The 13,880-nt window shown below is 50.8% G+C and carries 15 protein-coding genes and 1 pseudogene; 10 read left to right on the top strand and 6 right to left on the bottom strand.

Annotation, left to right across the window (positions count from 1 at the left end):
- Window positions 1-448: 448 nt before the first annotated feature.
- A complete protein-coding gene (locus DDIC_RS13880) occupies window positions 449-592 on the bottom strand; it encodes a hypothetical protein (RefSeq protein ID WP_211088861.1) in 144 nt (47 codons plus the stop codon).
- Window positions 593-1,563: 971 nt separating this feature from the next.
- Here DDIC_RS13880 and DDIC_RS07830 point away from each other — a divergent pair.
- The 4 genes from DDIC_RS07830 to DDIC_RS07815 all read left to right on the top strand — a co-directional run bounded on the left by DDIC_RS07830 (window position 1,564) and on the right by DDIC_RS07815 (window position 4,252).
- Window positions 1,564-1,863, top strand: coding sequence for a hypothetical protein (locus DDIC_RS07830; RefSeq protein WP_136399924.1), 300 nt, complete (start codon window positions 1,564-1,566; stop codon window positions 1,861-1,863).
- A complete protein-coding gene (locus tag DDIC_RS07825; protein ID WP_136399923.1) occupies window positions 1,856-2,200 on the top strand; it encodes a DUF4875 domain-containing protein in 345 nt (114 codons plus the stop codon). The genes DDIC_RS07830 and DDIC_RS07825 overlap by 8 nt, the downstream gene beginning before the upstream one ends.
- A gap of 25 nt (window positions 2,201-2,225) precedes the next feature.
- The gene (locus DDIC_RS07820; protein WP_136399922.1) at window positions 2,226-2,954 is read left to right on the top strand and encodes a type II toxin-antitoxin system death-on-curing family toxin; all 729 of its coding nucleotides are present in this window, start codon (window positions 2,226-2,228) and stop codon (window positions 2,952-2,954) included.
- A gap of 65 nt (window positions 2,955-3,019) precedes the next feature.
- A complete protein-coding gene (locus tag DDIC_RS07815; RefSeq protein WP_136399921.1) occupies window positions 3,020-4,252 on the top strand; it encodes a hypothetical protein in 1,233 nt (410 codons plus the stop codon).
- A gap of 58 nt (window positions 4,253-4,310) precedes the next feature.
- Here the strand turns inward: DDIC_RS07815 and DDIC_RS07810 are convergent, their stop codons facing one another.
- The 3 genes and pseudogenes from DDIC_RS07810 to DDIC_RS13955 form a co-directional block, all read right to left on the bottom strand.
- Entirely contained in the window at window positions 4,311-5,813 is a 1,503-nt protein-coding gene (locus DDIC_RS07810) for a KAP family P-loop NTPase fold protein (protein ID WP_136399920.1), read from the bottom strand.
- A gap of 80 nt (window positions 5,814-5,893) precedes the next feature.
- Window positions 5,894-6,160, bottom strand: a complete 267-nt coding sequence (locus DDIC_RS07805) for a pseudouridine synthase (RefSeq protein WP_247647420.1) — start codon at window positions 6,158-6,160, stop codon at window positions 5,894-5,896.
- 35 nt (window positions 6,161-6,195) lie between these two features.
- Window positions 6,196-6,359, bottom strand: a pseudogene (locus tag DDIC_RS13955) (transposase); the annotation flags it as partial.
- A 991-nt stretch (window positions 6,360-7,350) separates the two neighbouring features.
- On the opposite strand from DDIC_RS13955, the gene DDIC_RS07800 reads away from it, so the two are divergent.
- From DDIC_RS07800 to DDIC_RS07790, 3 genes are all read left to right on the top strand, one after another.
- A complete protein-coding gene (locus DDIC_RS07800) occupies window positions 7,351-7,707 on the top strand; it encodes a hypothetical protein (protein WP_247647419.1) in 357 nt (118 codons plus the stop codon).
- Window positions 7,708-7,748: 41 nt separating this feature from the next.
- A complete protein-coding gene (locus tag DDIC_RS07795; RefSeq protein WP_136399917.1) occupies window positions 7,749-7,991 on the top strand; it encodes a glycine zipper domain-containing protein in 243 nt (80 codons plus the stop codon).
- Between the two features lie 95 nt (window positions 7,992-8,086).
- Window positions 8,087-8,875 (top strand): 4Fe-4S binding protein, encoded by a 789-nt coding sequence (locus DDIC_RS07790; protein WP_136399916.1) that lies wholly within the window; start codon window positions 8,087-8,089, stop codon window positions 8,873-8,875.
- A gap of 349 nt (window positions 8,876-9,224) precedes the next feature.
- Here DDIC_RS07790 and DDIC_RS07785 read toward each other — a convergent pair whose 3' ends face one another.
- Both DDIC_RS07785 and pyk read right to left on the bottom strand, forming a co-directional pair.
- Window positions 9,225-10,274 (bottom strand): HD-GYP domain-containing protein, encoded by a 1,050-nt coding sequence (locus tag DDIC_RS07785; protein ID WP_136399915.1) that lies wholly within the window; start codon window positions 10,272-10,274, stop codon window positions 9,225-9,227.
- A gap of 3 nt (window positions 10,275-10,277) precedes the next feature.
- Entirely contained in the window at window positions 10,278-11,696 is a 1,419-nt protein-coding gene (gene pyk / locus DDIC_RS07780) for a pyruvate kinase (RefSeq protein ID WP_136399914.1), read from the bottom strand.
- 396 nt (window positions 11,697-12,092) lie between these two features.
- Here pyk and DDIC_RS07775 point away from each other — a divergent pair, with 396 nt between their 5' ends.
- From DDIC_RS07775 to DDIC_RS07765, 3 genes are read left to right on the top strand one after another with little or no spacing between them, the layout of a single operon-like run.
- Window positions 12,093-12,539, top strand: coding sequence for a division/cell wall cluster transcriptional repressor MraZ (locus tag DDIC_RS07775; RefSeq protein ID WP_136399913.1), 447 nt, complete (start codon window positions 12,093-12,095; stop codon window positions 12,537-12,539).
- A gap of 8 nt (window positions 12,540-12,547) precedes the next feature.
- A complete protein-coding gene (rsmH, locus tag DDIC_RS07770; protein WP_136399912.1) occupies window positions 12,548-13,531 on the top strand; it encodes a 16S rRNA (cytosine(1402)-N(4))-methyltransferase RsmH in 984 nt (327 codons plus the stop codon).
- On the top strand, window positions 13,528-13,830 hold the full coding sequence (locus DDIC_RS07765; RefSeq protein ID WP_136399911.1) for a hypothetical protein: 303 nt from the start codon (window positions 13,528-13,530) through the stop codon (window positions 13,828-13,830). Before rsmH ends, DDIC_RS07765 begins: the two co-directional genes overlap by 4 nt.
- The last annotated feature ends 50 nt before the right edge of the window (window positions 13,831-13,880 follow it).

Raw genomic sequence — 13,880 nt, 5'->3', positions numbered from 1 at the left:
CCGGCAAATCATAAACGCGAATACGGAATTATTAGGCAGAACAGTCAGTTACTGGCGCAAACTGTTGATTTTCCGCTGCGTATATCAACAATTAGTGAGTTGTAGATAAATTCTTTTTTCGGAATTCTTCTAGTGTCAGCTAGCCAATAAAAGTAGGGAAATAAAAGGCCCTTACGGATCGTCTCCGTAAGAGCGTGAATTATTCGGATGCGAGGGGGGATTTAAACGTGCGCCCCTCGGGTTATACACACATGCTCGCTTGTGGAGAGGGTTAAAAAGGGGTTAGTTCGGGGTGTATGCGGATGTCTTTTGATGCTTCTGGATGCACTCTAACATTGCTAATTTATTGAATTTACAACTTTAGAGACTGTCCTTTCACGCCGTCGACAGGGGTTCAAATCCCCTTGGGGACGCCAAATGAATTCAAAGGGTTAACGTAGTTGCCCTGTTACTGTATGGCATTGGTTACAATGCCTTGGTTACAAAATGCCTCACGAGCTGCTATCTCGTGGGGCATTACTTTTTCCAGCAGGTTCTCTGCTGCAGAGCCAATCAGACTCTGGCCCAATGCCGCCAAGATTCCAACTTCCATAGGCCTGCAGACCGCAGCGTTTCGTGAATTTCAGGCGATACGGTGTTAGCATAGCGGGCAGAGGCCGAGCCTTGCCAATCTGCTGTCCAGGCGGCAAAGGTAATGTTTGCTCTCCCCTCCAGTCCAAAAGCATATGATAGCGCTCTGTTGCCATATTTCTGTCTCCCTGATATTTTTTTACAGGTTTTTGCATTTGAGTTGTAGGGCACTTGAATCATTGATTTTTGTGCGAATGATTTTTTAAAAATGAACAAAATAAATTAGTTATTCAAATAATAAATTTTCATGTTATGAAAATATAAAATAAACATAATTATATCAGAGTATTGAGGTTGTTTGCTGGCAAGCATCTGTTTTCGTGCCGCAACTGGCAAAAGGATTGCTAAAGAAGATCGAACAGTTAAGAGGTATTAGTGCGAGCAGCGCCAAGATAATCTCTGGCCGCTTTTGCCACAGATCCTTGACGCCTATCACCGTAGCTCACTCCACTGGCTTAACTTTGGCAGGGGCCAATGCTGATTGGGCAGCGTGCCCTAGACCAGCCCGTGCACATGCAAGAACTTATGCATACTGCAGAAGGGTATTGCGGCCGACTGCGACTGCTCTTGGGGGCAGGCACTGAAGATGATTGTCGCATGTGCTAGGGCAGAGGCCGGGGCATGGTGCGCCAGCATCAACCCTGGAACTGGCCGAGGCCATGGCAGAGATTGCCCGCTTGCAAAAGAAAAGGGAAATGCTGCTCACCAGAACGGTGGCGCTTCAGGATGAACTTTTACGTGCACAGGGTAGAAAAGGCAGAGCGGGAGAAGAAGGCAGAGAGATCCTCGGCTGAGGAGTCTTGTAGGGCGCACTGCCCACACTGGTCATACTGCTGCCCGCTCGTGGCACCAAGGAACTGACCGGGGATAAAGCACCTCTGGGAACGAGCGTGGTGCCATAGTGTCGCTTAACTTACCCAAGGGAGGCAATCTATGAAAAAATTTCATATTTTTGGGGCGTTGTTCATCCTGCTTGCGCTTCAAACCGCCGCAAACGCCGCCACCATGGAGGAGCGCATCGCAGCGGCTGGAGCCGCAATGGCTCTTGACCCATCCGAAAAAAACACGCCTGAAGCCCCAAAAGAAGAAGTCGCTGCGCCTTGGGACATGACCAAAGCCAAGCCGGTACCTTACGCCGTAGTGCAAGCGCAGAAGCACTGGCCGCACCAAACTTTTGCTGCGCATAGTGCCTGTAGTCAAAGGCAAAGATGGCAAGTTGCTGCCCATGCATAACCAGAATGAACTCACCAAGGAACAGCTTGCCGCCACCGTGGTTGCCGCTGCCAAGTATCACGCGCAGGCCACCGGCGCACAGATGGTTGGTGTAGCCTTGCAAACGCAATACTTCCCCAACCACGGCGCGGCCCGATTGGCTATTGTTGATTACGCACCGGACGGCAAAGGCGTTTCCGGTAAGGATGACTGGCGCTGGAACATGTTCTCAGCCGCAGCGTCTGGCCCAACCGATGCCGAGCTGAAGGCGGAAAAGCCGGGCACTCTCTATTTGTCGCTTGAAAAAGCCCCGGCAGAACTGGCGGATGCGGTAGAAGGTAATGCACCGTTAAAATAGCATAAACTCACAGGGAGAGATTCAAATGAATGTTGAAGAAGTAAAAAATATTCATTTTTTTCTTGCTGACCACTATGCATCAACTGATGACCCCATCTCACCGCCAGGAGTTAAAGATCATGGGCTTCTTGAATCAGCGTGTGCGCGTCCCAATATGACAGCATGCCAAAAAGAAATGTTCGAGACGCAGTTCGATAAGGCTGCCGCCTTGTTTCATTCTATCATTTCAAATCACTGCTTCCATAATGGGAATAAAAGAACTGCGCTTCTTAGCACACTATATTTTTTAAGTTTGAATAACTATTGGGTCGAAGGCTGTTCTGATGACGAACTTTTTGAGTTCACTCGCAAAACTGCAGCCCACGAAATATGTCCAAACAGGGATGATGAGATATCGTGCATAAGCAAATGGTTTTCTGAACATTCTCGTAAGGTTGTTAAGGGGGATAAAAATTTAAAATTCAACGATCTCAAAGAGGTTTTGGCCCAATTTGATTTTGAGCTGATTGATGACGGATTCACATGCTCTATTAAGAAGGATGGGGAAGAGGTTGAAAAAATTATTAAACGGGGTAAGCAAGGACATAATGATTATGATCCCGCTTATATTGCTGGCCTCAGGAAAAAATTAGACCTTACTCCTGAAAAAGGAATAGACAGCGCGAGATTTTATGGACAGCGCGGCATCGATATTCAACTCAATGACCTTATGCAGTTGCGCATTGATGTTTTTAACCGTCTTGCAAGAACTTAGTAACGCCTTAATAACACAGATAATATGCAAATTTTTTAGCAAGTTTTATTGGAGTGTTAGTGCTCATGGTCACAATTTCAATGAACGAATCTGGACCGCTTTCTGTAAAAAAAATGCCACAAGGCAAGTCAATGCAGAAAGTTGAAATCTGCATGAATAATAGCACAGAGACTTGCAGATGCCCTATTTGCAATAAAGAAATTGTCATAGAAAGGGATGCGACTATTAGAGACTCTTGCGAGCATTGCCTTTACGCCCAAGGAATGAATCCTTTTTGGACTTTATTTTTTGACAAAGAAGAATGCACAATATTTGAGTTCGATGAGATTCAAGACACTGTTTTGCGCATTCAAGGCAATTCAAATCGGAAGAAAATCGTCACGAAACTGAACTCTTCTGACTACAAAGAGGCAATTTCTGCAGAATGGGAAGTCGTCATAGCAAGATGGCTTAGCAAGTTGGGCAATTTTGAGTACGAAAAAAGGAACTCAAAAGGAAGAAATCCTGATATTTTTTGGGAATCACTTGATAAAAAAATCAAATTATCTGCCGACGTCAAAACGGTATTCGACCAGTTTGATCGAGATTATCCTGCTTTTGAATTTTGCAGCGAAGCCAGATCAATTATGATGGAATACATTCCTAGCTCTTGGGCGTGCGCAGCCTATTTTGATAGTAAAGAGAAGGGTGTCCCGGAAATATTTCCTGAAAGTCGCTTTCCTCAAAATTTGGCTATCCTCAAAGCTGAAATCCAAAAGATACAAGATACCGTTTCATGCGAGAACACGTATACTTTCACTGTCGAAGGACACCGCATTTCGTTTTTTTTGAGCGAAGTCGATGGCTATGGGGGCTGCGGCTACAGAAGCAGATACTATGACAGGTATGACAAAAACCCGTTGTACAATGGACTTAAAAGAAAAGCTTGCCAGCTGGTAAAAGATGAAAATAATCTTCTTGGTATATTTTTATGTGATGGAAAAACAAACACCATTAATTCTAATGTAAGCAGTATTTATGCTGTTAAAATTCAAGAAATATTAAATAATTTTTTTAATGAAGAGTCACACATAAATTTTGTGGCATTTTTTGGCATTTCCAATCCGCCAATATCAACTTTAAAATTTGAGTTTCATTTAAATCCATACATTGATCAAAATATTGATGCTCAACGGCTAAAAATATTTCTAGAGCGAAATGCTCATCTTTTCAGCAAACATCGCGATTACCCCGGTCATGTGCAACAAATAATAACGCACACACCAAAAGGAGTACGGAAAATGTTTTGCAACGATTGAATAATATAATGTTAAAATAAATAAAAATTATACGATGCAATATTTTTACATTAAAACATCATATATTTGAGGAAAACGATTCAATAAACTGAAGTTTTGGTGCTAATTTTAGTTCAATCTCGTTAAACGGCATTATATCATCGCCACGAGTGAGCGTCAGAGTTGGACAAAATTTAAGGATTGATTCCCCATTCAAAATTGAATTGTATAAATGCATAATAAATTCATTATCACTTGGTCTAAAGCTCCCAAAGTTATAAAGCATTTTTAAGCATATCCATAAATGTGCAGCACTTGATACATCATTAATGTTGTAAAATTTTTGAAAAATTACCATTTTTTCACGATAAAAACGATTTTGAACAAAGCATGTCGAAAATAGAGTGTTAATTTCATTAATATTAAAAATTTTCTTCAAATATTCATATATTGAAGTGAAGCTATTCATTCTATTTTTACTCATCATAATTATGTGAAGAGCAACAAATACTTCTTCAAATGAAAGGTCTCTATAGCCCCTAAGCAACACAGAAAATCTTTCAATACCTTGAATAATATCTCTTAATGAACAATTTTCAAATAATATTTTGTTTCCAGTAAGAACTTCAATAAAATTATTATGCAGAAATTCTTTGTCTGAAAATTTTTGTGCGTAAAATTTAATTTCAGGAAGGCGTTGCAGCATTGCGTTTGCAAAGTGCTGCTTGTTTGGGAAGGGTAATTCAAAAAAAATGTCAAAAAATTTCCCCAAGTAATTAAGCCGAGTATCAATTCCTTCAGACAGATTACTTTTTAGGCCAAAAGTATGCTCAACCTGCTGTAGCAACTGCACTCCATCGACTGCTATGAGAAAAACTACATTTTTCACATTGAACAAATGCTTAATTCGTTCAAGTAACTCGATTGCGTAATCTGGGCGGCACCGATCCAACTCATCAACAATAATAACCAACGGATAATCGAATACTTCTCCGCGAATTATATGAGCAAATTCTTCAAGTTGAAGCTTAAAATCACATGAGATATTGTTAGTGATTTGTAAATTTTTTACTATATCACAAGCGACAGAATCTATAGTTTTAAGGCCTGAACCAACCACAGAGTGTCCTGTCGCTGTTGATGCTGCACTCCCCATTTTTAACAATGCAGGAACATATGTTATCATCTTACTCATCAAATCTTTTGCCTGGTCAATGAATGTCTTCTTGCTATTTTTTTCTAAATTTACATATTCATCCACAACTGCAATCAAGTTTGGTAGTGGATCACCCGAGTAATCTCTTTCCCAAGCGTTAAAATAAACGCAAAAGGCAGTGTCCTCTTCCAATTGCTTTTGCCACGTATGCAAAAAATAACTTTTTCCGCTCCCCCAAGGGGATGTGAGCCCCATTACGTATGGGCCACAAGTATTTTTGACCATCGTGGACAAATGCTGAATAAACTGTTTTCGCTCATCAAGGAGTCCCTCATATGAAGCTGTATCAGGGGCATCAGCAAGCCGAACGCACCCGATTCCAGCCTCAGACGTAACAAAATTATCTATTCCGTCATTCTGACTCATAGGAACTCCTTTAAAACTTTTTGACTTTTCTTAAAAATTATATCTACATTTATTATTTTACAATTAATTTTTTCGTGCGATCACTCCCACATCTCGGGCGGCAATTGCTGCCCCTCAACCTCTCTCTTGTAGCTTTCCAGGCAGTGGTTCTCATCGCCCAAGATGAGCGCTACGCCATCCACCAGGCGGCGTGGCCAGCTGCGCACGCCGTGGATGTGCCAACGCCAGCAGTGGGCGCTGATGGTTTCATCCGCCCACCTCAGGCGCTGATGGTTCCATCCGCCCACACCACACCCCGCCTGCTGTACGCGCGGCCACAGGGCCACCAATGCCGTCACAAACCCCATAGCGGCATTGGCCGCCTGATCCCGCGCGCGATCAGCAGCTGTCTGGCGTCTGAGATATTCATTCCACCGAACTTGCTGCGCCATTTGTAAAAGGCCGCATCCCAGATGCCATTCTGCCGGCATGGACAACGCGCACTCCTGCCTAAGTTTGCCGCAATATCCCAATAATCTGCTCTTCGGTGAATCTGCTGGGTTTCAATCTTGTGCTCCTATGTCATGAGCACTAACTTTCACTGGCATGCTTTTCGGGGGAAGGTCAGCTCTGCCTCGCCATCTACCGGGAAAGCTGTTGAAACCAACCAGCAAGTGAATGTATACGCAGCGCTATTTACGCATTGCCAGCAATGCAACACATGGCATTGATCCTAGGCCAGGTTGATGATTAGTCTTGTAAAGAAATAGCCAGAGTAATGTGTTGCTCCATATCTGCCGTAACATAATTACTATTTAGGAAAAAAGCAGCCTGCAATAGAACCTCACGGTCAAATGAATTCTTTTCCAAGCAAATAACTATCCGCAATCCCCAGGCCGTCTTTTGCGCTATTGACCAACCGCACAAAATCCGGCTTGCCGCAATATCCCAATAATCTGTTCTTTGGTGAACCTGCTACGTTTCAATCTTGTGCTCCTATGTCAGGACCACAGATTTTTTCGATGTGATGCTTTGCAGGGTGATGGGCAATATTGCAATGCGGACGTTTCTGGCGCAGCAGCAAAATTTGGGCAAGCAGGTCTGCGCAAATTGCGTCAAACATTTTTATGCGGACGCGTAACATCCATTAACCTGCGCATACTCCACAGGAAAATTGCTGTTGTCGCCATTGATACCCCGTGTCATGCTAGATCGGGGTATCTTTATTTAAAATGGTTGTGCGTCGTTACGCCTGCCGATTCCGGTCATCTGGCGGCCTCCATGCTGGCTCCGTACCGCCCGCAGCCCAAGAGCCGCAACCTGTTTTTCGCGCTTGATATATCAGCGTAGTTTTGGGTAAACTGTTGCCAGAGATTGGGGTCTGTACCCCCGCGGCATCGCCGCCCGGCCTAAACCGCTTGCACGGCAGCGACCTGCAGAGCGGGCATTGCAAAGGGCTATTCAACTCAAGGAGCATATCGTGAAAAAGTCGGTTTTGTGTTTGGCCCTGAGCCTTGCACTTGTCCTGGCGTTCGCTCCGGTTCACGCTACGGAAATTATGCCTGAATCCGAAAATTTCAAGGCAAACCCTGTGGATCAGTTTACGGGCACCGTGTGGCAAAAAACCCCTGAAACGGAAAAGCTCGCCTTTCTTTTTGGCGTGGAAACAGCCATAACCGTTGAATATTTTGTCAACGGCAAAATTGCGGAAAAGGCTGCAAAAGAAGGCAAACGCCCGGTGTACACACTTTCGCCCTTTGAAAAAGGCTGGATGAAGGCCTTTAAGGGTGTGAGCCGTGCAGAGGTCGTCAAAATGGTGGACGCCTGGTATGCGGCAAACCCGCAGCGTCTTGAACGCCCGGTCATGAATGTGATCTGGCGTGAGATCATCGAGCCCCGCCTGGATGCCAAGTAATAGCAAATCCGTTGACTGACGGGTTTTTCGGGAGAGCTTATATGAAAAAATTATTGATCATCACCCTGCTGGCAGCCGTTTTTGCCAGCGGTATCGGTTGCACCAACATGAGCAAAACCCAGCAGGGCATTGCCAGCGGCGCAGCCATCGGCGCTCTTGGCGGCGCTGGCGTGGCCGCTATCGCAGGCGGATCCGCCGCGTGGGGCGCATTGGCTGGCGCGGGTGTTGGCGCACTGGCTGGCGGTATAGTGGGGCACGAGCAGAGCAAGGGCAAGGCCTGGTAATTGGCTGAGCCTCAAGGCACTGCGCCGAATACATGCATTTATCCAGCGGGCTGTAGCAACGGCCCGCTTTTTCATGCAACAGAGGTGGGTAGCAGATGAGCGCAAGCGTTTACGCGGTATTTTTCAGCCCTACCGGCAGCAGCCGCACCATGGCGCACGAGCTGGCCGACATAGTGTCGCGCGAGCTGTCGCTGCCGCGCGCCCAGGATCGGGACTGGACTTTTCCCGAGGGACGGGCGGCGTCGCTCGGTATTGCCGCCGGTGATGTGCTGGTTTTTGCCTTTCCCGTGTATGCGGGGCGCATACCTGTGCTGCTGCACGAACCCTTGTCCCGCCTGAAGGGGCAGGGCGCAAGCGTCGTGCCCCTGGCCGTGTACGGCAACAGGCACTATGACGATGCCTTGCTGGAGGCAGTGGACACGATGCTGGAGCAAAAATTTGCAGTCCCTGCTGCCGGGGCCTTTGTGGCGGAGCACAGCTATACCCGCAAGGTGGCAACAGGCCGACCTGATGCGGCAGATATGGCCGCGCTGAGCAACTTTGGCCGCGATACGGCCCGCATCATCGCCAGAGGCGGATCGGCTGCGGCAGCTGTGCCCGGCAAGCGGCCCTACAAGGCTTTGCCGCCCCCGGCGGACATCAGGCCGCACACCAGTGAAAGCTGCACCCGATGCGGGCTCTGCGTGAGCGTGTGCCCGATGCGCGTTATTAACGAGAATAACCCGGCGGAAGTGGCACAGGGGTGTCTGCGTTGCTGCGCCTGCGTAAAAGTCTGTCCGGAACAGGCCAAATTTTTTGATGATCCGCAGACAAACAGGATTATCGGCATGCTTGAAGGCACATGCCTGGCGCGGCGCGAACCAGAAGTGTTTTTTGCGGGCTAGCGAGGCATGCGCGAATAGCTGCCACCGTCAGCTGTGATACTTTGAGCCCAACTGGCTTGCAGTGTCGGCCGAGCTTGGCTGCCTGGCTTGAAGCGTGCGCATCTGCAACCTTGCCTGCGCCAGCATGTCGGCCCCGACCAGCAAAGGCCCGGCTCGCGTGCCCGTCGAGCAGACCTACCGGCAAATAGAGCTGTGGAAAATTCGCTGTTCTGTACAAAAAAACAAGGCCGGTTCAGCTGCAACGTGCGGTTGCGTCTGACCCGGCCTGAATTTTTTTGTGATAGCTGCGCCGCAGCCAGCGGCGTGCGGCAAATATCCTGACAGACTCCTGTGGTGCCGGTGCTGCCGGTTATTCCGGCTGCGGGGCGTCCACCACCTGATCCATGTCCACCATTTGGCCGATGGTTCCTGCGGCAAAGCCCGTCAACAGCGAGTTGGTCATTTCCTGATCATAACGCGTGTCGCTAGCCAGCTCTTTGGCCGCCTGCATGATCTCCTTGCCTTTTCGGAAAGGGCGCTCGCAGATCATGGCCGCAAACGAGTCAGCCACCGCGCACAGCCTGCCCGGCTTTGTCGCCTGGTTGCCCTTGGTGCGCTGAGGGTAGCCCGAGCCGTCAAGCCGTTCGTGATGCTCAAAGCAGGCCCGCAGCAGTTCTTCAAAGGCCACATCCATCTTTTGCATCAGTTTGACGCCCACGATGGGGTGGAGAACTATTTTGTCCCTTTCTTCCTGCTTCAGGGGGCCCGGCTTGCTGAGCAAAAAAGGCGGAACCTTGCACATGCCCACATCGTGCAGCAATAGGGCCAGGGCCATGCGGTCCAGGTCTTTGCGCCGGTATTCGCCCGAATTCTGCAGCCACAACCACAGCCCCGCAATCAGGCTGTTGATGGAATGCCGTGCCAGATGGTTTTTGCGAAACAGCCGGCGCATAAATGTGTTGATGTGGTGCCTGTCGTTCCACAGGTATTCTGTAATCACCATCAGGTCTCGATACAGCGGTTCAAACAGCGCCTTGACGGGCTGTTCAAAAAAATCGCTGCAGCGCATGAGCAGGGCGCGGATGCAGATATCCGCAATTTCCGCTTCCTTGAGGTTGTTGTCCTGCAGCACAAGGTCAAGCTGCTTGACGATGTGGCGCGAATAAATGGGATGGTCAGAGCGCGATACAAACAAATCGCCCGCAGCGCACAAATTGGCCACCTCTTCCACCTGTTCGTTGCTCAGGCGAGCGCCCTTGACGCTGTAAGGCGCAAGAACGGCAATGTCCTCACGAAAGCTGAACAGATCAACAGGCGGCCGGAATTTGGGAAAGCTCGACAGAATCTCACCACTGATCTGGTAGTATTCCTCATTGATGTTCATGGGAACATCAAGAACCTTCCGTTGCTCTGGGGCCATGGGCTACTTCCAGTAAATTTTTACAAGGTTAGTTCCGCGCGGGGTGGTTGAAGACCCCTTGACCTGACCTGCAGTGATAACCGCACAGTCCTCCGGATCAAAGTCCGTGCTGTTGTGGATAAAGCTTTCGGCCCGGATAAGGTGACTGGGCTCGTCCTGCGGATTTTCAACAAATATGGGTTTGACGCCCCAGACAAAGTTGAGCGCCTTGATGGAAACGGGGTCGGGTGTAAGCGCGTAAATGTCCTGCGGGGGGCGGCGGGCAGAAACCTGCCGGGCCGAGCTGCCCGTGAGGCTGTGCGAAACAATTGCCTTGGCCGAAGCCTTGTCGGCCAGCAGGCAGGCGGAATACGCCAAAAATTCGGGTATGCCCTTGTCGCTGTCGGGTTCTTCAAGCTTGCGGTTGAGCAGCAGCAGGTGCTCGGCCTCGTCGGTGATGCGCCGCATGTAGCGTACGGTCTCGACGGGGAAGTTCCCCATGGCGGTTTCTTCCGACAGCATCACGCAGTCTGCGCCGTCAAGCACGGCGTTGGCCACGTCCGTGGTTTCCGCACGGGTGGGGGCGGGGCTGTTGACCATGGAGAGCAGCATCTGCGTGGCCACGATAACCGGCTTCGAAGCCTTGTTGCAGGCGCTGATGATGCGCTTTTGCAGGGAGGGCAGCAGGGGCAGGGGGCACTCCACGCCAAGGTCTCCGCGAGCCACCATGACAACGTCGGTCTCGTGCAGAATCTCGGCCAGATTGTCCACGGCGCTCTGGCGTTCAAGCTTTACCACCACGGGCAGTCTTTTGCCTGCGGCCGCGATCAGCTCTTTGGCTTCGCGCACGTCGTCCGCCGTCTGCACGTACGAAATGGCCACGGCGTCCACGCCCAGCTTGAGGCCGTCCGCGAGGTCTTTTTTGTCCTTTTCAGTCAGGGCCCGCACCTTGGTGGCCTTGCCCGGCAGGGCCAGACCCTTGCGCGAGGTGACAATGCCCGAGTTGTCGGCCGTGAGCAGCACAAGCCCGTCGGCGCGCCGTTCGGTTACCACAAACTGCAGACCGCCGTCGGCCAGCACCATGCGGTCGCCCGGTTCCAGGCTTTCAAGGATAACGTCGTGGTCAAAGGGCAGGTAGGGAAATTCGTCGGTGTGCTTGTCGGTGGGGCCGAGCAGCAGCTCCATGCCCTTGGTCACCGTGATGCTGGTTTCGGGCAGCACGCCAAGGCGGATCTTGGGGCCGGAAAGGTCCTGCATAATGGTGATGGGCCGCCCCAGTGCGGCTTCAACCTCGCGGATACTCTTGATGATATTGACAAAATCTGCCGCGCCGCCGTGTGAAAAGTTGAGGCGGAATACGCTGACCCCGGCCTCGGCCAGTTCATGAAGTTTTTCTTTGCTGTTGGAAGCGGGACCGATAGTAGCGACAATTTTTGTTCTCATATCTGTTCCTTTGGCTGAAACCGACGGCGCAAAGGGCGCCAGCAGGCAAACAATCGACAGTTCCGGCTTGAAGCAAATAGTCTTGGTTTTCCCGCATATTGTCAAGGCATTCAGTCTAAATGCTCCGTAAATGAACCAGTTTTGTCGCAGCGCGGAATTTTGTTTTGCACTGCGCCTTGGGGGTGTTTGCCCGCAGCAAGGGGTGGTGGGTGGTAAACCTGGAGGTAGTTTACCACCGTTTACCACCCGGTTGCCCATGCGCACGGGGGTGAAAACAGGAGGTTAATAACCTTTTTAACCGCAGATGAAGCCAATTTTACGACATTGCTTGACACCATGCGGGGGTTGGTGCATAAGTGGGAAAAAGTGGTAACAAGTAGTAAAAAGTGGGAAATTGTGAAAAAACTGTTCACTAAAAGCCTTTCCCGCAGCCTAGACCCCAAGGGGCGACTCATGCTGCCGCCGGAATACCGCGATGGACTGACCGCGGACGGCGGCTCTGGCATGTTTTGGCTTACCGCTTTTTACGGACGGCTTGTTGCCTATATGCCCGCCGACTGGGATCTGGTCACGGAGCAGCTCAGCAAAATTCCCATGCCTTCGCCCCGGCTCTCGCACTTCAAGACAAAGGTCATGGGCCTTGCCCAGGAGCTTGAACCCGACGCTCAGGGGCGCGTGCGCATCCCTCAGGTGCTCATGCGCGAGGCGGGCCTGCACAAGGATGTGATGCTGGTGGGCATGCTGAACAAATTTGAAATATGGGATCAGGACAGCTTCAATGCACTGCCGCTTGAGGATGTGTCCGAAGAACTCACCGCACTTGGCATAAATCTCAGTTTGTAGGCCGCACCATGACGGAAATTTTACATCAAAATACTGAACCTGTGCGGCATGTGCCGGTCTTGCCTGCGGAAACGCTCGAAGCCCTCGCCCCGCATGCGGGCGGTCGCTATCTTGACGGCACCCTCGGGCTGGGCGGGCACGCCTCGGCAGTGCTTGGCACGGCCAGCGACATTGAGCTGTGCGGCCTTGACCGGGATGAGGAAGCCATGGCCCTGGCCCGGCAGCGTTTGGCCCCCTTTGGCAACAGGGCGCACTTTTTTCACTGCAATTACAGCGAGTTTGCCGATCCGCTGGCAACGCTTGGCTGGGACAAGATAGACGGAGCGCTGTTGGACATAGGCGTGTCGTCGCTGCAGCTCGACGAGGCGGAGCGCGGTTTCAGCTTTCATGGCGACGGGCCGCTCGATATGCGCATGGACCAGAATTCCGGCCAGCCCTCCGCGTGGCACTGGGTAAACCGCGAGAGTTTTGCCAAGCTTAAGGAATGCATCGCCATGCTGGGTGAAGAGCCTCAGGCTGGCCGCATTGCCCGCGTTATTGTCGAGGCTCGGCAAAAGGCCAGCATAGACACCACCGCCGAGCTGGCGGCGCTGGTCGAAAAGGCCTATCCCGCCGCCTGGCGGGCCAAGGCCCGCCGTCACCCAGCTACGCGCACTTTTCAGGCCCTGCGCATGGCCGTTAACGACGAGCTGGGCGAGCTGCGGCGATTTTTGGACGCCATCCTCGCCTATCTGCCCATTGGCGGCAGGCTTGCCGTAATCACCTTTCATTCGCTTGAAGACCGCATAGTCAAACATGCCATGCGCCACTGGGCCGAGGGCTGCCGCTGCCCGCGCCATTTGCCGGTGTGCGTGTGCCACCATCAGCCCGAGGTGCGCATCCTATTCAAAAAGCCCGTAACCGCCACGCCCGAAGAGCAGGCGGTCAACCCCCGCTCCAGCAGCGCAAAGCTGCGCGCGGTGGAAAAGATAGCCGAGGCTGCCGGATCATGAAGCGCAACTCCGCCACGGGCCAACAGGGCGGCAGAGGCTGGCTGCTGGCGCTGGTGCTGGGGCTGCTGAGCTGCATGGTCATGGGCCTTGTGCTCGTGTGGAGCAACATCGAGCGTATGGACACGACATATTTTATTAACATTCAGCAAAACACCGTCCGCGAGCGCCGCGCCCTGAGGGCAAAGCTTGAAGTGGAACGCGAGCGGTTGCTTTCTCCTTACGAGCTGCGCCGCAAGGCGGATGAGTTCGGCATGCGCGAACCAAAGCCCGGCCAGATCAGACGTATGGAAATACAGTAAAAACTTCGGAACGCTCCAATGCCTGGCCGCCCGCATGACCAGGCCCGGAA

The organism is Desulfovibrio desulfuricans, assembly GCF_004801255.1.
In the GTDB taxonomy this organism is placed as follows: Bacteria; Desulfobacterota; Desulfovibrionia; order Desulfovibrionales; family Desulfovibrionaceae; genus Desulfovibrio; species Desulfovibrio desulfuricans_C.
This window is presented reverse-complemented; position numbering and strand designations above follow the sequence as displayed.